The 22,106-nt window shown below is 39.1% G+C and carries 21 protein-coding genes and 2 pseudogenes; 15 read left to right on the forward strand and 8 right to left on the reverse strand.

What is annotated here, in order from left to right; genetic code table 11:
* Nucleotides 1–8: 8 nt before the first annotated feature.
* On the reverse strand, nt 9–1,547 hold the full coding sequence (gene ilvA, locus L6C30_RS06955; RefSeq protein ID WP_236162678.1) for a threonine ammonia-lyase, biosynthetic: 1,539 nt from the start codon (nt 1,545–1,547) through the stop codon (nt 9–11).
* A 105-nt stretch (nt 1,548–1,652) separates the two neighbouring features.
* Between ilvA and rpiA the strand changes: the two genes are divergently transcribed.
* From rpiA to L6C30_RS07000, 9 genes are all read left to right on the forward strand, one after another.
* Nucleotides 1,653–2,324 carry a ribose-5-phosphate isomerase RpiA gene (gene rpiA / locus L6C30_RS06960; RefSeq protein WP_019837303.1) on the forward strand — a complete coding sequence of 224 codons (672 nt, stop codon included), beginning with the start codon at nt 1,653–1,655 and terminating at the stop codon, nt 2,322–2,324.
* A 111-nt stretch (nt 2,325–2,435) separates the two neighbouring features.
* On the forward strand, nt 2,436–3,119 hold the full coding sequence (locus L6C30_RS06965; RefSeq protein ID WP_236162677.1) for a M48 family metallopeptidase: 684 nt from the start codon (nt 2,436–2,438) through the stop codon (nt 3,117–3,119).
* Nucleotides 3,120–3,685: 566 nt separating this feature from the next.
* Nucleotides 3,686–4,912 (forward strand): glycosyltransferase family 2 protein, encoded by a 1,227-nt coding sequence (locus L6C30_RS06970; protein WP_236162676.1) that lies wholly within the window; start codon nt 3,686–3,688, stop codon nt 4,910–4,912.
* Nucleotides 4,909–5,862: a hypothetical protein gene (locus L6C30_RS06975; protein ID WP_236162675.1), complete on the forward strand. Its 954-nt coding sequence runs from the start codon at nt 4,909–4,911 to the stop codon at nt 5,860–5,862. Before L6C30_RS06970 ends, L6C30_RS06975 begins: the two co-directional genes overlap by 4 nt.
* 153 nt (nt 5,863–6,015) lie before the next feature.
* Entirely contained in the window at nt 6,016–7,071 is a 1,056-nt protein-coding gene (gene argC / locus L6C30_RS06980; protein ID WP_236162674.1) for an N-acetyl-gamma-glutamyl-phosphate reductase, read from the forward strand.
* 79 nt (nt 7,072–7,150) lie between these two features.
* Entirely contained in the window at nt 7,151–7,924 is a 774-nt protein-coding gene (locus L6C30_RS06985; protein ID WP_236162673.1) for a DUF6776 family protein, read from the forward strand.
* 19 nt (nt 7,925–7,943) lie between these two features.
* Nucleotides 7,944–8,360 (forward strand): ATP-dependent Clp protease adapter ClpS, encoded by a 417-nt coding sequence (clpS, locus tag L6C30_RS06990; protein ID WP_236162672.1) that lies wholly within the window; start codon nt 7,944–7,946, stop codon nt 8,358–8,360.
* Nucleotides 8,361–8,369: 9 nt separating this feature from the next.
* Complete coding sequence (gene clpA / locus L6C30_RS06995) at nt 8,370–10,646, forward strand: ATP-dependent Clp protease ATP-binding subunit ClpA (RefSeq protein ID WP_236162671.1); 2,277 nt, start codon at nt 8,370–8,372, stop codon at nt 10,644–10,646.
* Nucleotides 10,647–10,733: 87 nt separating this feature from the next.
* Nucleotides 10,734–11,087, forward strand: a complete 354-nt coding sequence (locus L6C30_RS07000; protein ID WP_230244989.1) for a YnfA family protein — start codon at nt 10,734–10,736, stop codon at nt 11,085–11,087.
* A 59-nt stretch (nt 11,088–11,146) separates the two neighbouring features.
* Here the strand turns inward: L6C30_RS07000 and L6C30_RS07005 are convergent, their stop codons facing one another.
* The 3 genes from L6C30_RS07005 to L6C30_RS07015 form a co-directional block, all read right to left on the reverse strand.
* Nucleotides 11,147–11,635 (reverse strand): hypothetical protein, encoded by a 489-nt coding sequence (locus tag L6C30_RS07005; protein ID WP_230244987.1) that lies wholly within the window; start codon nt 11,633–11,635, stop codon nt 11,147–11,149.
* 148 nt (nt 11,636–11,783) lie between these two features.
* Nucleotides 11,784–12,704 (reverse strand): ornithine carbamoyltransferase, encoded by a 921-nt coding sequence (gene argF, locus L6C30_RS07010; RefSeq protein WP_236162670.1) that lies wholly within the window; start codon nt 12,702–12,704, stop codon nt 11,784–11,786.
* A gap of 113 nt (nt 12,705–12,817) precedes the next feature.
* Complete coding sequence (locus L6C30_RS07015; protein WP_236162669.1) at nt 12,818–13,468, reverse strand: TetR/AcrR family transcriptional regulator; 651 nt, start codon at nt 13,466–13,468, stop codon at nt 12,818–12,820.
* Nucleotides 13,469–13,805: 337 nt separating this feature from the next.
* Here L6C30_RS07015 and prpB point away from each other — a divergent pair, with 337 nt between their 5' ends.
* Both prpB and prpC read left to right on the forward strand, forming a co-directional pair.
* Nucleotides 13,806–14,690: a methylisocitrate lyase gene (gene prpB / locus L6C30_RS07020; RefSeq protein ID WP_236162668.1), complete on the forward strand. Its 885-nt coding sequence runs from the start codon at nt 13,806–13,808 to the stop codon at nt 14,688–14,690.
* A 4-nt stretch (nt 14,691–14,694) separates the two neighbouring features.
* Complete coding sequence (gene prpC / locus L6C30_RS07025; protein ID WP_004973461.1) at nt 14,695–15,831, forward strand: 2-methylcitrate synthase; 1,137 nt, start codon at nt 14,695–14,697, stop codon at nt 15,829–15,831.
* A 119-nt stretch (nt 15,832–15,950) separates the two neighbouring features.
* Here the strand turns inward: prpC and L6C30_RS07030 are convergent, their stop codons facing one another.
* Together L6C30_RS07030 and L6C30_RS07035 are read right to left on the reverse strand one after the other, a co-directional pair.
* Nucleotides 15,951–16,571 (reverse strand): aminotransferase, encoded by a 621-nt coding sequence (locus tag L6C30_RS07030; protein ID WP_236162667.1) that lies wholly within the window; start codon nt 16,569–16,571, stop codon nt 15,951–15,953.
* A 93-nt stretch (nt 16,572–16,664) separates the two neighbouring features.
* Nucleotides 16,665–17,162, reverse strand: a complete 498-nt coding sequence (locus L6C30_RS07035; RefSeq protein WP_236162666.1) for a CinA family protein — start codon at nt 17,160–17,162, stop codon at nt 16,665–16,667.
* A gap of 208 nt (nt 17,163–17,370) precedes the next feature.
* Here L6C30_RS07035 and L6C30_RS07040 point away from each other — a divergent pair, with 208 nt between their 5' ends.
* From L6C30_RS07040 to L6C30_RS07055, 4 genes and pseudogenes are all read left to right on the forward strand, one after another.
* Nucleotides 17,371–17,601: a hypothetical protein gene (locus L6C30_RS07040; protein ID WP_234114903.1), complete on the forward strand. Its 231-nt coding sequence runs from the start codon at nt 17,371–17,373 to the stop codon at nt 17,599–17,601.
* Nucleotides 17,602–18,231: 630 nt separating this feature from the next.
* A pseudogene (locus tag L6C30_RS07045) lies at nt 18,232–18,327 on the forward strand (IS5/IS1182 family transposase); the annotation flags it as partial.
* 178 nt (nt 18,328–18,505) lie between these two features.
* Nucleotides 18,506–18,706: pseudogene (locus L6C30_RS07050) on the forward strand (I78 family peptidase inhibitor); the annotation flags it as partial.
* Nucleotides 18,707–18,894: 188 nt separating this feature from the next.
* Nucleotides 18,895–20,076, forward strand: coding sequence for an MFS transporter (locus L6C30_RS07055; RefSeq protein ID WP_236162737.1), 1,182 nt, complete (start codon nt 18,895–18,897; stop codon nt 20,074–20,076).
* 99 nt (nt 20,077–20,175) lie between these two features.
* On the opposite strand, the gene L6C30_RS07060 is transcribed toward L6C30_RS07055, so the two are convergent.
* On the reverse strand, nt 20,176–21,666 hold the full coding sequence (locus L6C30_RS07060) for an amidase (protein ID WP_236162665.1): 1,491 nt from the start codon (nt 21,664–21,666) through the stop codon (nt 20,176–20,178).
* 30 nt (nt 21,667–21,696) lie between these two features.
* On the reverse strand, nt 21,697–22,106 hold a 410-nt coding region (locus L6C30_RS07065), incomplete at its 5' end, for a GGDEF domain-containing protein (RefSeq protein WP_236162664.1).

Genomic DNA, 22,106 nt, shown 5'->3' on the forward strand with positions numbered 1-22,106 from the left:
ATAATCTTTTATTTTAAGAAACGCTGATAACCCAAGTTGTTGGTAATTTCTTGGTATGGATAAGTGATCTTTTCCAAAGTTTCGATTAAACCATCTGGGTTCTGTTTAGCATCCGAAGCTTCTAAACCCACCAATACACGACCTTCCGCTGCACCGTGGTTACGGTAATGGAACAGAGTAATGTTATGGGTTGGCCCTAAACGCTCCAAAAAGGTGAGTAATGCGCCTGGACGCTCTGGAAATTCCACACGAAATAGACGTTCATTTTCAATATCGGCATGACCGCCGACCAAATAACGAATGTGTAGTTTTGCTACTTCATCATCTGACAAATCATCAACATCGTATTGAGTTTTAAGCAACTCATAAATGTCGTGGCGCTCTTTTTCACCTGATTTTAGGCTGATGCCGACAAAGACTTGCGCGGCAGTGGCATCACTGGCGCGGTAGTTGAACTCAGTGATATTACGACCTTGCAGCGCACGGCAGAAGTTAAGGAACGCCCCTTTTTCTTCTGGAATGGTCACGGCAAAAATTGCTTCTTTATGTTCACCGAGTTCAGTACGTTCCGCGATATAGCGTAAACGGTCAAAATTCATGTTTGCGCCACAAACAATTGACACCATGTTTTTATTTTGCAGTTGGTGTTGCTCGACATATTTTTTGATACCAGCCAAAGCCATGGCACCTGAAGGTTCAACAATGCTGCGGTTTTCATCAAATGTGTCTTTAATTGCCGCACAAATTTCATCGGTATTCACCAAGACCACATCGCGTTCAACAATCGGGCCTGATTGATCTGATTTTTGTAGTTGTAAGACTTCAAACGGCTTCTCACCAATTTGTGCGACAGCAGTACCATCGGCAAATAAACCAACTTGCGGCAAAATGACTCGCTCGTTGGCTTCAAAAGCCGCTTTTAAACAAGCCGATTCATCATATTCTACAGGAATGACTTTGACATGCGGTGCGACATCGCCCAAGTAAGCTGCCACACCTGCAATTAAGCCGCCACCACCCACAGCAACGAAAACGTATTCGACATCGCGCCATTGACGCAAAATTTCGTTGGCAATCGTACCTTGACCTGCTATGACTAATTCATCGTCATAAGGTGGAATAAAGGTCATGCCTTCATTTTGAGCACGTTGAATGGCATATTTATTGGCAACATCGAATGAGTCACCATGTAATACTACTTCGCCGCCTAAGCGTTTTACTGCTTGTACTTTAATATCTGGCGTAGTTTGAGGCATAACGATAATCGCGCGAATGCCTAGTTTTTGTCCAGACAGTGCTACACCTTGCGCGTGATTACCAGCAGAGGCAGTAATTACACCACGTTTAAGTTGATCTTGGGGTAGCTGGCTAATACGATTATACGCACCACGCAATTTAAAAGAGAATACAGGTTGTAAGTCTTCACGTTTAAAGCGAATGTTATTGTTCAGTTTTTCACTAATTCGTGGCGCTGCGTCGAGTGGGGTTTCGATTGCAACATCGTAGACCGTTGCTTGTAAAATTTGTCGAACCAAACGAGACAGCATGTTAATCTTCCATCTAACAGTTTAAAATAGGCGGGTATTGTAACAAACCCCTAGACATTTGCGCTGTAAAATCGGCAACAAATGTCAAAATAGTTGAGTGAAGTCATGAGTCTGTATGCTACCCAAGATGAAAAGAAGCAAGCGGCTGCCAAAGCAGCATTAAAACATTTGCCTAAAGGTGGGATTTTGGGGGTAGGTACAGGTAGTACTGTGAATTTCCTGATTGATTTATTGCCTGAATTACAATTAGAAGCAGCTGTGGCAAGTTCTGAAGCGACTGCTGAGCGATTAAAGAAGCTTGGTATTGAAGTAGTCGATATGAACTCTGTAGGCAGTTTAGATGCGTATGTTGATGGTGCCGATGAAATTGACCGTCACATGCACATGATTAAAGGTGGTGGTGCAGCATTGACCCGTGAAAAAATTGTGGCTTCGATTGCGCGTAAGTTTATTTGTATTGTCGATGATTCAAAGTGGGTAGAGCAGTTAGGCCGTGAGTTTCCTTTGCCAATTGAAGTGATTCCAATGGCTCGTTCAGCAGTGGCACGTAAAATTGTGGCTTTAGGTGGCGATCCTGCTTACCGCGAAGGTGTGGTAACTGATAATGGCAACGTGATTTTAGATGTTTATAATTTAAATATTTTAAATGCGCTGGAATTAGAAAAAACCTTGAATGATATTCCAGGTGTTGTGACCAACGGTATTTTTGCGATCAATAAAGCTGATATTGCAATAGTAGCGACCAATAATGGCATTGAAGAACGTATTGCAATTTAAACTCCACACCTTTTAGAGTTAATCTCCCCCAAACCCCTTTTTTTAAAAGCAGGACTTTCTCTTCCTTTTTTTTTAAAGGTGGGCGGGGTGGATTCTCAAACAAGAACAATAATGATGTTATCCGACCTTCCTGAAATTCAAATCACAGCACATGCAAAAGCAACACGTTTACGATTGCGTGTTGAGCCGCATCAAATTCGCTTAACTGTGCCGAAATATTGTACTCAGCGTCAAATTCAGGATTTTTTGCAGCAATCCGAGCAGTGGATGATCGAAACTTGGCATAAACAGCAGGCACAGCAAGGACTTGTGCAGCGGGATCTACCTAATCAGTTGTCACTTTTTAATTTAGGTGAGCCTTTAAATATCTACTATCAAACACAAAAGCAAAATTTTAGTTTAGATTTAAAAAAGCATTGTCTTTGGGTCAGTGACCGTCAACCTGCGGCATATTTAAAAGCATTTATTATTGCTTATGCCAAAGAGTATTTACCAATTTATTTAAAGCAAGTGAGCAGTGAAATAGGCTTGAAATATGGTGATTGCTCAATTCGTCAGCCCAAAACTCGCTGGGGGAGTTGTTCTGCTAAACATGACATTATGCTTAATAGTGGTTTGGTTTTTTTTCCGCAGGAAATCACACGCTACGTGGCAGTACATGAGTTAGCGCATACCAAGCATTTTGATCATAGTCCCAACTTTTGGGCAGAAGTTCAAAAACATGATGTTGATTTCCAGCAGCATCGGAAAATTTTAAAAAGTACACCGATGCCGTGGTGGTGGAATATTGTTTGAGGTTTATTCTTTATTTAAAAAATAATGCAAAATGCGGTAGCTTTTGATTAAGACAAAAAGTTATTTACATAAGTATTGAAAAGAAGAAATATACAACTGAAAAGGGTTCTGCACGATATAATTTGTACTGAAGGATAATTAAGTAAGATTACCCCGATGATGTAAAGCATATTGGTGTGGTTAATATTGAAAATGTTTTTTATTAAATGTAACTAATTATTACATTCCAACTCAAAATATCTATTGTCTTGCTCTTGCTACTTTACGAAATCTTTACTTCCGCGTAAGTGTAGAAACTGGATTATGATTATTTTCTTATGGTAATAATTAGAGTATTTACTCAACTATTTTTGTTGAGATAATTATAAATAATTTAAAATGTTACATAGGTCACATTTTATTGTTGATTTGTGAAACTTTGTTGATATTATGTGTTTGGGTTGGGGCGTGTGTATATGGTTACTCATGATCGTAGCAGTGTTGCTAAACGGTTTTATATTTCTGTACGCGTTAAATTTGTGATCGCTTTCATTGGAGCCTGTCTGTGGACATGGTTTTCTTTATGGATGGCTGAAAATTGGATACGTGATTTGAGCCAATTGATTGGGTCAGTTGCAGCGATATTCTTTATTTATGGTATTGCGATTATTCCTGGATTTATGAATTCCTTTGCTGCTTTGAGTTTGTTGATGGATAAAAGGCCTAAACGAAAAATTTTAGATGTATATCCGAATATTACAATTCTCATAGCTGCATACAATGAAGAATTTTCTATTCTAGACACGCTTAAGAGTGTAGATAGACAGAATTATCTGGGTGGACTGCAAGTCATTGTGATCAATGACGGTTCTAAAGATCGTACTGCACAACTGGTCAAACAGGCTGAAACTCAGTATTCATGGCTGACTTTATTGGATTTAACCCAAAATGCAGGTAAGGCTCATGCCTTAAATGAGGGTTTGAAATTAGCCAAACATGATTTGGTGCTTACTGTTGATGCAGATTCCTACTTACACCATTTTGCTTTGCAATGCATTGTGGAGCGCTATGTTGCAGATCCCTCGAATACACGCGCCGTTGCAGGTAAAATTTTGGTTCGAAATTCACGTCATAATTTACTGACAAAAACGCAAGAGTGGGATTATTTTTTGGGCATTGCTGCGACAAAACGCTTGCAGTCTTTATATCAAGGTACGCTGGTGGCTCAAGGCGCATTTTCAATTTATGATCGTAATGCACTGGTTGAGGTGGGTGGCTGGCCTGAATGTGTAGGTGAGGACATTGTACTTACTTGGGCATTGCTCAGAGCAGGTTACCGTATTGGACATTCGGAGGATGCTTGTGTATTTACCAATGCGCCGACGGAACTCAAAGTGTTTGTTAAACAACGGCAGCGTTGGGCACGGGGCATGATTGAGGCTTTTATTAAGCATCCAGGTATTTTGATTAAGCCGCGGTTATCTACATTCTTTATTTATTGGAATGTGCTGTTTCCATGGTTAGATATTGCCTTTACCTTTGGTTTTATTCCTGGAATTATTTTGGCATGTTTTGGTCATTTTTGGATAGTTGGTCCAATGACTTTGGCACTCTTGCCTATGGCTTTTTTGTTGGGTTTTCTCAACTACAGTATTGAAAAACGTATGTTTAAAGCTATGGATCTTAAAATACGTAAAAACCTAACGGGTTTCTTTATTTATGTTTTGGCTTATAGTTTCTTGTTGCAACCAGCAAGCATTTTAGGCTACTTGGATGAAATTTTGAAAACACGTAAAAAATGGGGTACTAAATGAAATCTAGCAATATGAATTTTGGTTTCTCATTATGCTTTTTTTGCTTACTTTCAACCCATGTGCAGTCGGGTGAGTCGTCAGCAATACAACCCTTAGACTTGGCTGCAGGCATGGAGTTTTTCATTAGCCATGATAGTGAAGGTTTTGAAACAAAAAAAATATCAGCTGAAGTTTTTCCTCAATACAACAATGCAAATGATTATTTAGGTGTACGTTTTAGTGCTTATAATTACAAAATTGATGATTGGCAGAGTGACGCTTACAAAGTATCAATTATTGCTAAAAATGTAGAAGCTGCAACTGCAAATGGATGGACGCTTGAAGCTGGGGTCTTTGAACAAAATGACCATACCTTAGCCACCTTTGATGGTAGCTACCGTCAACCACTAACTAAAAGTACCGCAGTAGAAGTATTTGCAAATCGTGATTGGGTCGAAACACGTTCAGCTTTAGAGCAAGGTATACATTTTACCTATTTGGGTGGCGCGGTTGATCAGCAAATAGGGCCACATGTTACTGTGGTTGGTTTGGCAGCAACGCAACTATTTTCAGATGATAATCGCCGTGATCATGGTCGCTTAAAATTAATCTACCAGCCATCCTTAGAACATGGCTTAACATTGCAGGCGCGATACCGTATGTATCAAAGTGATGCGGATGATGTTGCGGGGTTGTATTTTAATCCTAAAGATTATGAAGAAAGTATGTTAGCTCTGGGGTGGCGTAAAAGATACAAAGGTTGGATGACTGGGATTACCCTCGGTTATGGACGAGAAAAAGTGGCTGATGCACCGAGCCAATCAACAGAATTACTTGAACTGAACATACAGAGTCCAATTCATCAAAACCAATTTGTGCGCTTAAATGCGGGTTATAGTAACAGTGCTTCATATTATGGTGCCGACTATAGCTATCATTATTTAATGGGCGAATGGGTGCTTAAATTTTAGTAAATTATTATAAATTAAAACCAGATGCTAACTTGGATATTTTAAGATAAAGAAAATACTAATTTCAACTAATAACTAAGCAAAACAGTTTAGAAAACTAAAACTTCCTGTCATACTATAGCGTTAGCTTAAACATGCTTTTGAATTGAGGTAATGCACGTGATTTCAGTTGGTATTGTCGGTGGTACAGGTTATACAGGCGTTGAATTATTGCGTCTTTTGCTACGACACCCAAATGTAAAAGTAAATGTATTGACTTCACGTACAGAAGCGGGTCGTCGTGTAGACGATATGTTTCCAAGTCTGCGTGGACACACAGATCTGTGCTACTCAGATTTAAACATCGAAGAATTAAAAAAATGTGATGTGGTGTTCTTTGCTACACCCCACGGTGTTGCAATGCAACATGCTGCAGAGCTTGTAGCAGCCAATACCAAGGTGGTCGATTTAGCAGCAGACTTTCGTTTGCAAGACTTATCACAGTTTGAAAAGTGGTATGGTATGCAACATGCTTGTCCTGAGATTTTGAAAGACTCAGTTTATGGTTTGTCTGAACTCAACCGTGAACAAATTAAACAAGCACAGGTGATTGGTAACCCGGGTTGTTATCCGACTACTGTGCAACTTGGTTTAGCGCCACTATTTAAACAAACTGAAGCTTTAGTGAAACCTGAAAGCATTATCATTGATGCAAAATCAGGCGTATCTGGTGCAGGTCGTAAAGCTAGTCTAGGTATGATTTATTCTGAAAATGCAGATAACTTCAAGGCGTATGGTGTAGCAGGACATCGCCATCACCCAGAAATTGTAGAAGCACTGGAAAATATTTCAGGTCAAAAAGATGTGTTTAATCACATTATATTTGTACCGCATTTGGTCCCTATGATTCGCGGTATGCTCAGCACTATCTATGCAGATTTAACTGATGCAGGTGATGCAGTAGATTTACAAAGCATATATGAGCAGTTTTATGCCAATGAACAGTTTGTAGATGTTATGCCTGCCAATAGTTCACCAGAAACGCGCTCGGTACGTGGCGCTAACCAGTTGCGTATCGCATTGTATAAGCCACAACCGAAAAAATTAGTACTTTTGGTGGCACAAGATAACTTGGTGAAAGGTGCAGCAGGGCAAGCAGTACAAAATATGAACCTCTTGTTTGGTTTTGCAGAACATGCAGGACTTGAGGTGATTGGTTTATTACCATAAGAACACGTTTTTCAACTTCACACACATTTAGATTTCGATTTAAATGTGTGTTTTGAATGAATCAAAACAAGAGATGACGATGCATAACACCGATACAGAAACCACGTCACAGTCGAATTCAACCACGACACCCTCATCTACACCGCCAGAAAAAAAGCCATTTCTTGAAAGCAATGCGCCTTTGGCAATTGGTGCTGCCATTTTAATTTTAGGTAGTGGCTTTTTGGGCTATTCAGTCGGGCATCGTCAGGGCTTAACTGTGGTTGGTTACGATGCCGATGCAGAACAACTGGTTGAAGTGGTGCAAGAACAAAAAACGCGTCTTGAAAGTCTGAATAAGAGCTTAAACGTTGCGATTCAAGAACGTGATGTTGCGGTCAGTAATTCCAATGACTTGTATCAAGCTTTCACTCAAGCGACTGAAGATAAGCAACGTACTGAAGGCATGAGCGCGATTTATCGTGAAGTCTTGCGCCAACGTGGTGGCTTAAGCCTGACTGTGCAAAATCTTGGGGTAAAACCATTACCAGACAATGCTTATGAATATCAGATCGATTTGGTGCAAGTGAGTCCTAGCAAGCGACGTGCAAGCGGTACGCTAGAACTGCGTTTAATTCAAGGCACAGAAGTGCTGGTTGTTCCGATGGAAGATAGCAATTTTAATTTTGATAATTATGAGCGTTTAACAGGGCGCTGGAGCATGCCTAAAGGCTTTAATCCAGACTTTATTGAAGTCCGTTTAAATGGCGCAACTCCTGTGATTAAACGCTTCAGTTGGAGCAAAGGTAAAGCTGTGGAAGCCGATTCAGCATTTATTTCTGAAATTCCACAAGCAGAAGCCAGTGCTCAATAATGTGTGATATATAAACCTTATGCGAAGTCAAAAACGATCAATTTGTTTAAATGAAATAAAAAATACGTTTCACCAATCTGGCTATGTCGATTGGCATGTGAGTCCACGTTTAAGTGTGGATGATGCGGGGCATGAAGACGACGGCGATATTGCGTTACAAACAGCACCGCCTCAATTAAAGCGTCCACCTTTATATGCTGTCGTTTTAATGAACGATGACTACACCCCAATGGACTTTGTAATTGAAATTTTACAACAATACTTTGCAATGAATCTTGACCAAGCGACTCAAGTAATGCTAACTGTACATTATGAAGGAAAAGGTATCGCAGGGGTCTATCCGCGGGACATTGCGGAAACGAAAGCGAACCAAGTCAATAATTACGCTCGATCACAAGGTCATCCATTGCTTTGTCAGATTGAGCCTAAAGATTAAGGGGGTTACATGCTCAGTCGTCAATTAGAAGTATCCTTACGTTTGGCTGTTAGCATGGCTCGTCAGAAGAGACATGAGTTCTTAACGGTTGAACATTTATTATTGGCTTTATTAGATAATGACTCTGCTGTAAATGCGTTGAAAGCATGTGGTGCAGATGTAGTTGTACTGCGTAAAGAACTAGAAGAATATGTAGAACAACATACCCCTAAACTTGCTGAAAATAATGATCAAGCCCCGCATCCAACAGAAAGTTTTGACCGAATTTTGCAACGTGGCATTTTCCATGTGCAATCGAGCGGTGGTGACCGTACTGTAGAAGGCGCCGATATTTTAGTAGCGATGTACTCAGAACGTGATTCTTTTGCGGTCTATTTACTTAAACGCCATCAAATCAACCGTTTAACTTTGACGCAATACCTGTCACATGGTACGCGTAAAAATGAAGCGCAGGCTGAAGACGAGGTTGAAGAGTTAGATGGGGAAGGTTCACACTCTGCCAACGCAGGCCCGCTAGAACTTTACACGCTAAATTTGAATACCGAGGCACAAAAGGGAAAAACCGATCCATTAATTGGTCGTGAAAAAGAAATTGAGCGTGCTGCACAAATTCTGTGCCGTCGTCGTAAGAATAACCCATTGTTAGTGGGCGATCCTGGGGTGGGTAAAACCTCTATTGCCGAAGGTTTGGCATGGTTGATTGTGAATGGTAAAGCACCAAAGCCACTCGAAAATGCTGAAGTATATAGTTTAGATATTGGTGCGTTGGTCGCGGGTACCAAATACCGTGGTGACTTTGAAAAGCGTTTAAAACAACTATTAAATGCCTTAAAAAAGAAACCTGATGCAATTTTATTTATCGATGAAATCCACATGATTATTGGTGCAGGCTCGAGCATGGGCAGCACTATGGATGCGTCAAACTTAATTAAACCTGCGTTGGCAAATGGTACTTTACGCTGTATTGGCTCGACTACATTCCAAGAATATCGTCAGGTATTTGAAAAAGACCATGCGCTGTCACGCCGTTTCCAAAAAATTGATGTCAATGAACCTTCAATCTCTGAAACAGTTGATATTTTACGTGGTTTAAAATCGAAATTTGAAGAATTTCACCAAGTGAAATATGACGATAAAGCCTTGGTGTCTGCGGTAGAGCTATCGGCTAAATTTATTAATGACCGTTTCTTGCCAGACAAAGCTATTGATGTGATTGATGAAGCGGGTGCACAGCGCCGTTTAAGAGCCGAGCAGGATGATACCTTAATCACAGTTGAAAACATTGAAGATATCGTGTCGAAAATTGCACGTATTCCACCAAAAACCGTATCGAAAGATGACAAGAGCGTACTTGAACATTTAGAGCGTGATTTAAAACGCGTAGTGTTTGGGCAAGATGAAGCCATTGAAGCTTTGGCATCTGCAATTAAACTGTCACGCGCTGGCTTAAAAACACCAGACAAACCAGTCGGCAGCTTTGTTTTTGCAGGCCCTACAGGTGTGGGTAAAACCGAAGTCACTAAGCAGTTGGCAAAATTGTTAGGTGTTGAATTAGTACGCTTTGATATGTCTGAGTATATGGAGCGTCATGCAGTTTCACGTTTAATTGGCGCGCCTCCGGGTTATGTCGGTTTTGATCAGGGCGGCTTACTTACCGATGCGATTCATAAAAACCCGCATTGTGTGTTGTTGCTAGATGAGATTGAAAAAGCACATCCTGACGTATTTAACTTATTGCTGCAAATTATGGATCACGGCTCATTGACCGACAATAATGGTCGTAAATCAGACTTCCGTAATGTGATTTTGGTTCTAACCACCAATATTGGTGCGGAAAGTATTTCCCGCGTGAGTATTGGTTTCATGGATCAAGACAACAGTAATGATAACCAGGAAGCAATGAAAAAAGCCTTCTCGCCAGAATTCCGTAACCGTTTAGATGGTGTGATTCAATTTAAGGCTCTACCTACTACCGTGATTGAAAATGTAGTAGATAAGTTCTTGACTGAATTACAAGCTCAATTGGATGATAAAAAAGTCATTCTTGAGGTTGATCAAGATGCGCGTGAATGGATGGCTGAGCATGGCTATGACCGATTAATGGGCGCACGTCCAATGCAACGTCTGATTCAGGAACACTTGAAAAAGCCATTGGCAGAAATGATTTTATTCGGTGAATTGGCTGAACAGGGTGGTAATGTCGCTGTTTCTGTGAAGAAAGAGAATGGTAAAGCGGTTGGTTTGAAACTTGAAGTATTTGAAGATCAAACTGCTGAACCTGCTTAACTTTTATCTTGCATCATCATGAATGAAAATAACCCATGTTGAACATGGGTTATTTTTTGTGTATTCCTCTTTTAAGTAAAGTCAGTTATGGATATTCAGATCACAAAAATTGCCAGTACCATACTTTTGTTTTTTATAACAGCAGTGATGGAAATATTGGGTTGTTATTTTCCTTATTTAATTTTGAACCAGGGAAAATCGCAGTGGCTTTGGGTGCCAACAGTTTTGGCTTTAGCGGCCTTTGTATGGCTGCTGACTTTACATCCTGCGGCATCGGGGCGAATTTATGCTGCTTATGGTGGCATTTATATTTGCACTGCCTTGATTTGGTTAAAGTATGTAGATCAGGTCAATTTAACACGTTGGGATATGTTCGGTGGAATGGTAGTGGTTTTAGGTGCATTGATCATTATTTTACAACCTCAAGGTTTAATACGGTAGATCGTATTTGACCTAAATACTAAACCTAAAGACAGAGGTTCCTTTAGTTTAAAAGCAATTCAGTCCACTTTAAATTGACATTCATTATTCGCTAAGTGCACATTAAACTGGGTTTTTTCTGCACTGAGTTTTAAGTTCAATACATAGGGATTTACCCGTTGGAACTGATGCTCAAAAATAGATTCACAATTATGAATTAAGTTTTGTTTAATCATATTTTTGACATTGTTATAACCCGTACTTTCTACAAACTGCGTGAAGTCAGGTGAAATAATCATGCCACGAATATTGATTTGTTTGTCTGTCGCCGTACTTTGTTCAATCACTGTATTTTGATCGACCTGATAAGGCATAGTACGAGAATCTTCATCACTAATGACATCTAAAATTTCATTTAAAGCGACGATATTTTGAATTTTATAATCTGCACTTAGAATCTTTTGTTGGACTAAATATTGATCTAATTCACTGGCTTTGGCATAAAGTGAAGCACTCGCGATCAGTGTAGTAGTGCACAGCGTAATTGTGGCAAGTGTTTTATCAATCATATTGTTTATCTAGGCTCTTTTAGAAATTTTAGAAAAATAGACCATAACTCAAGATTATAGCGAGCCAAATAAAAAAACAGCACCTTTTGGTGCTGTTTGTAACAAAACTCATCAAAGTTTTGCGAATATTTAAGACGGGTTTTAAAGCTTAGTCTTTTTTAAGATTTTCATTCAATAAAAACTCAACCAATGCTTTTTGAGCATGTAAGCGATTTTCTGCTTCATCCCACACTACAGCATTTTTGTGATCGAGCATATTTTCAGAAATTTCTTCACCACGGTGCGCAGGTAAGCAGTGCATAAATAAACAATCAGGATGTGCTAAATCCATCAGGCGTTCATTCACTTGATAGTCTGCAAACGCTTTTTCACGAATTTTTTGTTCTTCTTCCTGTCCCATGCTTGCCCAAACATCGGTCACAATCAGATCAGCATTCACTGCTGCATCCTCAGCAGAATCGACCAATTCTACGCAGTGTGCAAATTCAGACAGGAAGCGCTGTTCTGGCTCATAACCTTTCGGTGTCGCAATTTTTAAATTAAAGCCCCACATGTGTGCTGCTTCAATATATGAGTTACACATATTGTTGCCATCACCAATCCACGCCACAGTTTTACCTTCAATTGAACCACGGTGTTCAACATAGGTTTGCATGTCTGCAAGGAGTTGGCATGGGTGATGATCGTCAGTTAAGGCATTGATGACAGGAACTTTAGAGTAAGAAGCAAAGCGTTCTACAATGTCGTGACCAAAGGTACGAATCATCACAATGTCAAGCATGCTTGAAATGACACGTGCAGAATCTTCAATTGGCTCACCACGACCTAATTGAGTGTCACGTGATGATAAGAAAATAGCGCTACCACCAAACTGACTCATGCCAGCTTCAAACGATACACGGGTTCGGGTGCTGGATTTTTCAAAAATCATACCCATAACTTTGCCAAGAAAAGGCTGGAAAACTTCATTATTATGCTGTTTACGCTTGAGCTCAATGGCGCGTTGCAAAACTTGATTCAGTTCTAAAGTCGAAAAATCGCGCAATGTTAGAAAGTGACGTAGAGCCATTCGTTACTCCACAATAATTGCTGAATGAGAAAAAACAACAATTAGTTGTTGGTTAGTTAAGTGAAAAAAGGGAATCGGCTAATATACTATAAGATGCACAAATTGCAAAAACTCTAAGCTTTTTGATGTGCTTCTAGAAAGCGATCTACACAATAACTTAAATAATTGGTTGTTTCTTGTAATGTTTCTTGTTTTGGAATCCCCATAATGATGCGCCACTCAACATTTCTTAGAATACCAAAATAAAGTTGTGCCGAATAAACTGGGTGTTCGCAGTGAATAACTCCTTGTTGACTGGCATGTTCTAGCACTTTGGCAATACACAATTGAACATGCAAAGGTCCACGCTCATGTATGTGTAAGGCAATGTCAGGATTGCGCTGACTTTGTTCTAATACCAGACGCATAAAGGCTGCATTTTCAGGTTCTAGAATGTGATAGTAAAAATTCAACAAAGTTTGAATCAGATAACCACGTAAATTTGAATCAATTTGTTCAAAAGGAATGTGAATATCCTGAAAAAACTTATCACGGCGATAATCGCAAATGGCCTTGAATAGCCCTTCTTTATTGCCAAAGTATTTATAGATCGACGCTTTAGAACCACCTGCGTGTTGTACAATATCATCTAAAGATACGGCATCGTAACCACGCTCTAAAAATAGCTCAGTTGCACTGACTAATAACGCTACACATCGCTCATGACCACGCTTGGTTGGTGGTATATCTTTACCTAAAGGAGCGAAATGGGCGAGTTCGTGCATATTGAGTAAAAAATCATCAATTAAATAGAAGGGAGATTGTCATTATAACAAATATATGTACAGCGTGCTGTGTCGAAGTGTACTTGCACATGGCATGATTTGAGCTGAAAAAGCCATATTTTTAGAAAATAGTTTAAATTTTGCTTATTTAGTGTACTAAAAAGCTGTGTTTATCAAAAATAAAGAATAACCAACATCACGAAAATTTATTGTGCAATAAATTTGAAAATTATTTGACTAAAGTTTTAGAGTATAGATTCTAAAAAGCCATGGCGTGATCTCGCATTCTCGATATACTCGAATCTCGAAAAATATAGTAAGAAAAGCGGAAAGGAAGATGACAGAACAAACATCTGCGGGCTTAAGATTCAGACAAGCCTTGGAAGTCGAAAAGCCATTACAAATTATCGGCACGGTAAATGCTTATGCTGCCATGATGGCAAAACAAGTAGGCTATAAAGCCATTTATTTATCTGGTGCAGGTGTTGCCAACTATTCTTACGGTTTACCTGACTTGGGCATGACCAGTTTAGACAACGTCTTGGAAGATGTACGTCGTATTACTGAGCGTGTTGATACACCATTATTGGTGGATATTGACACAGGTTGGGGCGGTGCATTCAATATTGCCCGCAGTATTAAACAAATGATTGCTGCGGGTACTGCTGCAGTTCATATTGAAGATCAGGTTGCACAAAAGCGTTGTGGACATCGTCCAAACAAAGAAATTGTAACCCAGCAAGAAATGGTTGATCGTATTAAAGCGGCTGTTGATGCGAAAACCGATTCAAACTTTGTAGTCATGGCACGTACTGATGCCTTGCAAAAAGAAGGTTTACAGGCGGTTATTGACCGTGCTTGCGCATGTGTGGAAGCGGGTGCAGATGCAATTTTTGCAGAAGCTATGACTGATATTACCATGTATAAAACTGTATGTGATGCCGTAGGTGTACCTGTATTGGCAAACATTACCGAGTTTGGTGATACCCCTTATTACACCACTGAAGAATTGGCTGAGCAGGGCATTCGCATGGTGTTGTATCCACTTTCACCAACTCGTGCTATGCAAAAAGCAGCACTTGAAGTGATGCAATCCATTCGTAAAGATGGCACGCAAGTGAATGTCTTAGACAAAATGCAACAACGTAAAGAATTATACGAATTCCTTGATTATCATACTTTTGAAAATACATTAGACAAGCTGTTCAAACAGGAGAATTAAAAAAATGGCTGAAGGAAAAGTACTCACAGGCGCAGGATTGCGTGGACAAGTGGCAGGTAAAACCTCACTCTCAACTGTTGGTAAAAGTGGCGCAGGCTTAACTTACCGTGGTTATGATGTGCAAGACTTGGCAGAAAACTGTCAGTTTGAAGAAGTTGCATACTTGATTTTCTTTGGTGAATTGCCGACTTCAGAGCAATTGGCTGCCTATAAAGCAAAATTGAAATCTTTACGTGCATTGCCTCAAGCACTCAAAGAAGTGCTTGAGCGTATTCCTGCAGATTCACACCCAATGGATGTGATGCGTACAGGTGTTTCAATGCTAGGTAACTTAGAAACCGAACAGTCATTTGAACAGCAACAAGATGTAGCAGACCGCATCTTGGCGACTTTGCCAGCTATTATTTGCTACTGGTATCGTTATAGCCACGATGGCGTGCGTATTGAAGAAAATACGGATGATGATTCAATTGGCGCACAATTCCTGCATTTATTACGTGGTGAAAAACCAAATGAATTGCATGAACAAGTCATGAATGTGTCATTAATTTTGTATGCAGAGCATGAGTTCAACGCATCAACATTTACAGCACGTGTTTGCGCATCAACTTTGTCTGACATGCATTCATGTATTACAGGCGCGATTGGTTCATTACGTGGCCCATTACACGGTGGCGCGAATGAAGCAGCGATGGAAATGATTGAAAATTGGACATCGCCAGAAGAAGCTGAACGTGAAATGCTAGGCAAGTTGGAACGTAAAGAAAAGATCATGGGCTTTGGTCATGCGATTTATAAAGACAATGATCCACGTAACGGCATTATCAAAATCTGGTCTGAGCGTTTAGCGCAAGATGTAGGTGATACCGTACTTTATCCAGTATCAGTGCGTTGTGAAGAAGTCATGTGGCGTGAGAAGAAATTATTTTGTAATGCCGACTTCTTCCATGCTTCTGCGTATCACTTCATGGGCATTGCGACCAAACTATTTACACCAATCTTTGTGATGAGCCGTGTAACAGGTTGGGCAGCACACGTGATGGAACAGCGTGCAGATAACCGTATTATCCGCCCAAGTGCAGATTATACAGGCCCAGAATTGCGTAAAGTTGTACCAATTGCAGAGCGTTCGGCTGCTTAATTGGTTGTCTAAAAAGCTGTACCGTGCATGAACATCATGTGATGCAGCAGTTTAGGCTGAAGATAAGGTTTCATTGTTAAGCAATGGAACCTTATTTTTTTGAGGGATCATTGCTGAGATTAGCGTGACAGAAGAACAGGGTCTTCAATGCTATAACCTGTTTCAAAAGGGATACCTAAATATTTTACGGTCATCAACACTTTATTCTGCTGTGGAATTTGATAGCGCTGAGAAATACTTAACCCTGTTTTATAATCTACCGCCTGTTGAATCGGACTTTTTAAATTGCCATAGCGTATGCGGTAGGTGTAGTTGAATTGGGGAACTTTAATTTCAGGATCAAACCATGATGCGACATAAGCTGTCTTTTTTGAAAGGGTTTTAATTTTGGCAGAACTGGCTCGGATTGGCGTCAAAGGTTTCAACCGTTTTCTAATTTTAGCAATTTCACGATCAAACTTTTGACTGTTCTGATCATAATCAATGCGTTTGGTTTTTGGATTGATATACAGTGATTGAACTTCAATCAGTTTCGCAGGTGACTGCTTGCGGTTGAGTTGATAGTAATACAATTGCGGTAAACGTCCGCGACCATCTAAATAGTGTCGCAATAAATAGATTTTTTTATCTGCTTGATCTAAACCTAAAACTTCAATATTTTGTGGACCACCAACAGTTGCAAAAGCAAAACTAGGTAGCCATAAACTGGTAGTAACGAAAAGAATAGCGTTGTAGCGCATGGCATAGATCATCCACTTAATACATAAAAATGAGTGTACGACTGAACCATGAATAAATTGTGTGAGTTATGCAGTTTATTCTTTAGGTTTATTTCAAGATGTCGTTGGCGTATTAGAATCTTGCTGGATTAAATTAATCAGGTTTTGAGCAACCAAATTGGTTAGTTTTTTTAGACGCTGTAAGGGATTACCTTCTAAAAAATATTGGTAATGATAAGTCTGCTGCAGATATTGAATAGCGATAAAAAATGTCCCGACGGGTTTTTCAGGTGTGGCACTGCCACCTGGTTTGAGTAAGCCTGTGCACGCTACAACAAAGTCAGCACGGCTAAATAACTTTTGCCCCTGAATTGCCATGGCTTGAGTGACTTCGGGTGATTCTGCACTATAAGTATCAATCAGTTCTGCACTGACTTTCAGGATTTCACGTTTAATATTTGGATCGTAACTGACTAGTCCACCAAGTAAAATATTCGCACCGCTATTTTTATAAATAGAAAACTGGCTACATAAGTAACCTGAGCTGGCACTTTCAATAAAAGCCACAGTCTGTTGGCGTTTTTCAAGTAAAGCACAGCATTGTTTGATCATGATAAATCTACAAAAGAATAGAGTAAGCTGCTCAACTATACTGAATTTTATCGAATTGTGTGAAAACATAAAAAGTGAAATACTAAAATAAGATATTCATGATTTAACTGCTTATAAATACAGCAAAATTTACAATTATAGGTTTAATCTTTACATGAACGGTGATACAAATAAAAGTAAAGCAAAAAACTAATGAAAGGATGCTAGGATGAAAACAACGGTGAAATACATCGTTTTAAAAAGCATTGATTATCAACTTGGTACATCATTATTTGAAGATGAATTTGATGCTGATGCACAATATTTTGATCAAATTCCGAGCATTATTGAATATCAAAACTTGCGTTTTAAAGTGGTGAGTAAAGAACAAAAGCGTTTACAACTGATTGATGAAAATGAAGAACATCAAACCATCATTGTTAGAGTTCTAGTGATTTAAAGGCATATCAATCTAAATTAGACAGAGACTCAATGTAACATCAGACTAGTGGAGCGTCTTGATGTTAGTGCTTTCCCACTTTAGCAAAAGAAAAAGCAAAATGAAGAAAATTAGATGATCATTTCTGAAGCCAAACTGGGTTTGCTAGAGTTGGATCAGAAATAAACTTTGCGTAAATTCTATCATTCGATGCTTTTTAATGGCTGTGTTAAAGGTGTAAAATAGACTTAAAAAGTAATTTTTTGCCACTGTTTGTTGGTGAGATGACGATAAAATAATCGAACGAAACATAGCTGTAGTTTCTTAGTTTTCCCACATTCCCATGTGGGATTTTTTTGTCTTAAATTTAGCCTAGGGCAGTATTTACTAAGATAAGCCATTATTTTTTATGTATAAAAGTGAAACAAATTAAAGATCAAGATAAGATGAATTGTATAAAAAACTCTCAAAATTCGATTTGGTTTTTCAGTATTTAGATACTTAAAAAATTTACTGATCATTAAAAAATCACACCATTTATATGAAATGTTATAACTTGTCATAAATTATATTGGGGATTTTTAAATGCGTCTGACGCTACTCGGCTTATCCAATTTTTATAAGTGCATGGCTTTGTTGCACCAAACCATTCTCCTTGCTGAGCATTATCGCAATCGGCGCAAACGCATGGGTTTACGCCTAAATTTAATAGCTGTAATTTACAACATGGAATTGATTAAAAAATGATTTTTGCAAGAGTTCTAGTATTAAATCAGTTATGTTATTTTAAGTTGCGTTGAAGAAATTAAAAACGAGTATCAACATGAAAAAGTTATATAGTGTTTTGGCTGTTTTAAGTGTGGCAACTTTAGCGGCGTGTAGTAATCAGCCTATCAATGAACAAACTCAGGTGCCACAGACCATGCAAAATTGTGTCCCAGAATCTGCTGCGCAGTTAGTTGGTAAAACAGGTTTGACTGAAACACAAATTAAAGCGCTTACCCGAGCTGAAATTGTGAGAATGGTTACACCAGGTCAGCCTGTAACAATGGATTATCGTATGAATCGAGTCACTGTGGTGGTCGATCCGAAAACTAAAATTATTATACAAGCTTCTTGCGGCTAAAAATTTTAAGAAATTTTCTCAATATTACCCTGAAAATTTGCTCTGATTTTCAGGGTTTTGCGTTTTAATCAGCCAATCACTCAAAATTAAAGGACTACAGTGTTAATATATCGGTTGTCATAAAATTTTAGATCAGGTCAGATAATGCACTTATTTATGTGTTTGAAAAATCAAGGAAATACACATTGATGCAAGCCTTGAATATATCGACACGCTTAGGTGGATTCTACTTTTTCTACTACGCAATTGTTGGGACGTTTTTGCCTTTTTGGAGCCTGTATTTAGAAGATCAGGGCTTTAATTATCAGGAAATTGGTGTTTTATCTTCCATTGCCATTTTAACTCGATTTTTCGCGCCTTTTATTTGGGGATGGATTGCAGATAAATCAGGCAAACGGATGCTTTTGGTACGCATCGCAACTTGGATGGAAGCCAGCATTTGGTTACTGATTTTTATTGTTCCGAATAGCTTTCAGTCTGTTGCATTACTTATGCTGATTTTTAGCTTTTTTCAAAATGCAATTTTGGCACAATTTGAAGGCGTGACTTTGTTTTGGTTGGGCGAGAAACGTGCAGAACTCTATGGCAAAGTGCGTAAATGGGGTTCTATAGGTTTTATTGTCGGGGTTTTTGGCATAGGTGCTATTTTAGAAATTATACCAATCTCCATGTTACCGATGTTGCTACTCAGTATTTCTTTACTGGCATTTCTATGGTCGTTCAGTATTCAAGAACCAAGCACCGCACCCATTGCACAAAAACAACTTGAACCCTTATTGCCCATTTTAAAGCGCCCAGTGGTCTATTCATTTTTTATTATTGAATTGATTTTGCTGTTTTCGCATGCACCATTTTATAGTTTTTATAGTAATTTTTTAAGTCAGGCAGGATTTAGCACAAGTCAGATCGGTTTATTGTGGTCTGTCGGGGTGGTTGCTGAAATCATTATGTTTGCCTATGCGAGTTTGTTTTTAAAGCGTTGGTCTTGGCGTTCACTGGTTGCCGTATGTTTAATTTTAACAGGCTTACGTTGGGTGATAGTTGGTTTATTTCCATCCATATTTTTTGCACATTTTTTTGCACAAAGCATCCATGCCTTTAGTTTTGGATTATTTCATATCATTGCCATGCGGTTGATTTTTCAAAACTTTTCTGCAGGGCAACAAGGTCGTGGGCAAGCACTTTACAGTACCATGTGGGGTTTAGGTGTTGCACTGGGGAGTATTTTGGCAGGGCATTATTGGGATATTGTTTCAGGCGAATGGATTTTTATTTTTGCAGGATTATCTACACTCGTTGGTCTGTGTTTTATTTGGGGATTGCCAAAGCAATTAGAATCGCAGTCAATGTCGAGTGATACCAAAGCCTAGATTGGTGATTTTGCAGTGATACCGTTCTTTTATCAAAAATAGAAGCAAGCAAAGTTGGATGGGTATAGTTTGCTTGCTTCTTACTAATTGATTGCTACATTAAATACGGATTTTAGCGTATTGATGCCACCACGGTTGAGCCGTTTCAAGTTGTGCAGCCAGTTGTAAAAGCACATCTTCACGTGCAAAAGGCGCAATAAATTGCGAACCCAATGGTAAGTTATCTTTATTCCAATACAATGGCACAGACATTGCAGGCAGCCCAGTAATATTGGCAAGTTGAGTAAATGGCACCCATTTTAGGTTTTCTTTGACAATGCGATCGACCAATTTACCTTGCGCTAACCAATGTGCTTTACCTGCATGTAATAGTGTTTTTAAAATTGGTTTTTGCCATGCAGGAGTTTTAACTTCGCCATTTTTTGGTGCAACTGAGGCAGTTGCAGGGATGAGGTATAAATCATAACGCTCAAAGAATTGATTCATTTGTGCGACATATACCCCCCAATTATTCAAATTGCGAATGTAATCTACTGACGTGGTTTTTGCGCCAAAGGCAGCCAAAGCCAAAGAGTCTAGCTCAAAATTATCGGAATGATTTGGCAGGCGAGTTTGAATTTCAGCAATTAAATAAGCAAATTGGCTAAACCATGTGGTAATGAAATCTTTGGCCAATTGCATGCCATCAATAGCAGGACGGTCTTCAACCACTTCATGCCCTAAAGATTCTAAAAGCTGTACGGTTTTTTGAATGGCATTGATGGCATCTTGTGAAACAGCTGTACCAATCGGAGATTGGGTCGAATATGCGATTCTTAATTTTTTTGGCGCTTGCTGAATTGCATCTAAATAACTGCGTTCAGGAGCTTCAATTTTGAAAAGTGAATGACCATCTGCACCATGTGTTGCGTCGAGCATTGCTGCGCTGTCACGTACACTTTTACTTAAAATATGTTGCATCGCTGCACCATGCATAGCTTCACTGAGTTGCGGCCCCCATGGTGTGCGTCCACGACTTGGCTTTAAACCAAACAAACCACAGTAAGATGCAGGAATACGAATTGAACCACCGCCATCACTTGCTCCTGCAATTGGGACAATACCTGCTGCAACTGCCGACGCAGAACCACCAGAAGAACCACCGCTATTGTGTTTCAAATTCCAAGGGTTTTTACATGCGCCCCAAGCATCTGGCTCAGTAATGCCTTTAATCCCAAATTCAGGCGTGTTAGTACGTCCAAAGGTAACGATTCCGCTATTTTCCCAACGATTTACAATTTCTGCATTTTGTTCTGCAAGATGATGCGCACGTTTTAAACCCAGACAGCCATATGAAGTCGGATAGCCTGCATATTGTTGAAATAAGTCTTTGACTAAAAAGGGCACACCTGCAAATGGACCTGTTAATTGTGTTTGTGTGCGTTGACGTGCATGTTCATGCATTGGAATAATAATGGCATTTAATTGAGGATTCGTTTGTTCGGCACGTGATAATGCAATATCTAATAATTCAGAAGCTTGAACATCCTTTTTGGCAACCAACTCTGCCAAGCCTAAAGCATCATATTGGAGGTATTCTGCAAGTTTCATTTCAATCCTGAAAATCTTTATTGTCAAATTTCAGTTGTATGCTATTTTTGTATAAGAAGCAAGAATGACCCGATTACGACCTTGCATCTTTGCCTGATATAGCGCCTGATCTGCTTGAATAATTAATTCTTGTAAAGGGAGATTGGTTGGCAATTGAATATGTAACATCACCATGCTTACTGTAAATCTTATAGGTTCACAGTTTTCTAAATGTAATGATTGATGTTCAATACACAAGCGAATACGTTCCGCAATACGTTGAGTTTCATTTAAGTTAATATTGTTTAGTAAAATAATGAATTCCTCACCGCCAATACGACAAAATAAATCATGATTACGTAAATTGCCTTTAACTATATGAGAGAGATGTTGTAGAGCACAGTCACCCACATAATGTCCATATTGATCATTTAATTTTTTAAAATCGTCGATATCTAACA

This window comes from Acinetobacter sp. KAM396, assembly GCF_021602765.1.
Lineage (GTDB): Bacteria > Pseudomonadota > Gammaproteobacteria > Pseudomonadales > Moraxellaceae > Acinetobacter > Acinetobacter towneri_A.

What these genes read in the sequence shown, in the direction of transcription:
- prpB (WP_236162668.1), top strand. Translation starts at nt 13,806, where the DNA reads ATGACAGAACAAACATCTGCGGGCTTAAGATTCAGACAAGCCTTGGAA.
- L6C30_RS06970 (WP_236162676.1), top strand. Translation starts at nt 3,686, where the DNA reads ATGGCTGAAAATTGGATACGTGATTTGAGCCAATTGATTGGGTCAGTT.
- L6C30_RS07015 (WP_236162669.1), bottom strand. Translation starts at nt 13,468, where the DNA reads ATGCACGAACTCGCCCATTTCGCTCCTTTAGGTAAAGATATACCACCA.
- clpA (WP_236162671.1), top strand. Translation starts at nt 8,370, where the DNA reads ATGCTCAGTCGTCAATTAGAAGTATCCTTACGTTTGGCTGTTAGCATG.
- rpiA (WP_019837303.1), top strand. Translation starts at nt 1,653, where the DNA reads ATGAGTCTGTATGCTACCCAAGATGAAAAGAAGCAAGCGGCTGCCAAA.
- prpC (WP_004973461.1), top strand. Translation starts at nt 14,695, where the DNA reads ATGGCTGAAGGAAAAGTACTCACAGGCGCAGGATTGCGTGGACAAGTG.
- L6C30_RS07035 (WP_236162666.1), bottom strand. Translation starts at nt 17,162, where the DNA reads ATGATCAAACAATGCTGTGCTTTACTTGAAAAACGCCAACAGACTGTG.
- L6C30_RS07030 (WP_236162667.1), bottom strand. Translation starts at nt 16,571, where the DNA reads ATGCGCTACAACGCTATTCTTTTCGTTACTACCAGTTTATGGCTACCT.
- L6C30_RS07060 (WP_236162665.1), bottom strand. Translation starts at nt 21,666, where the DNA reads ATGAAACTTGCAGAATACCTCCAATATGATGCTTTAGGCTTGGCAGAG.
- L6C30_RS06985 (WP_236162673.1), top strand. Translation starts at nt 7,151, where the DNA reads ATGCATAACACCGATACAGAAACCACGTCACAGTCGAATTCAACCACG.
- argC (WP_236162674.1), top strand. Translation starts at nt 6,016, where the DNA reads ATGCACGTGATTTCAGTTGGTATTGTCGGTGGTACAGGTTATACAGGC.
- L6C30_RS07000 (WP_230244989.1), top strand. Translation starts at nt 10,734, where the DNA reads ATGGATATTCAGATCACAAAAATTGCCAGTACCATACTTTTGTTTTTT.
- L6C30_RS07055 (WP_236162737.1), top strand. Translation starts at nt 18,895, where the DNA reads ATGCAAGCCTTGAATATATCGACACGCTTAGGTGGATTCTACTTTTTC.
- clpS (WP_236162672.1), top strand. Translation starts at nt 7,944, where the DNA reads ATGCGAAGTCAAAAACGATCAATTTGTTTAAATGAAATAAAAAATACG.
- L6C30_RS06975 (WP_236162675.1), top strand. Translation starts at nt 4,909, where the DNA reads ATGAAATCTAGCAATATGAATTTTGGTTTCTCATTATGCTTTTTTTGC.
- L6C30_RS07040 (WP_234114903.1), top strand. Translation starts at nt 17,371, where the DNA reads ATGAAAACAACGGTGAAATACATCGTTTTAAAAAGCATTGATTATCAA.
- L6C30_RS07005 (WP_230244987.1), bottom strand. Translation starts at nt 11,635, where the DNA reads ATGATTGATAAAACACTTGCCACAATTACGCTGTGCACTACTACACTG.
- L6C30_RS06965 (WP_236162677.1), top strand. Translation starts at nt 2,436, where the DNA reads ATGATGTTATCCGACCTTCCTGAAATTCAAATCACAGCACATGCAAAA.
- ilvA (WP_236162678.1), bottom strand. Translation starts at nt 1,547, where the DNA reads ATGCTGTCTCGTTTGGTTCGACAAATTTTACAAGCAACGGTCTACGAT.
- argF (WP_236162670.1), bottom strand. Translation starts at nt 12,704, where the DNA reads ATGGCTCTACGTCACTTTCTAACATTGCGCGATTTTTCGACTTTAGAA.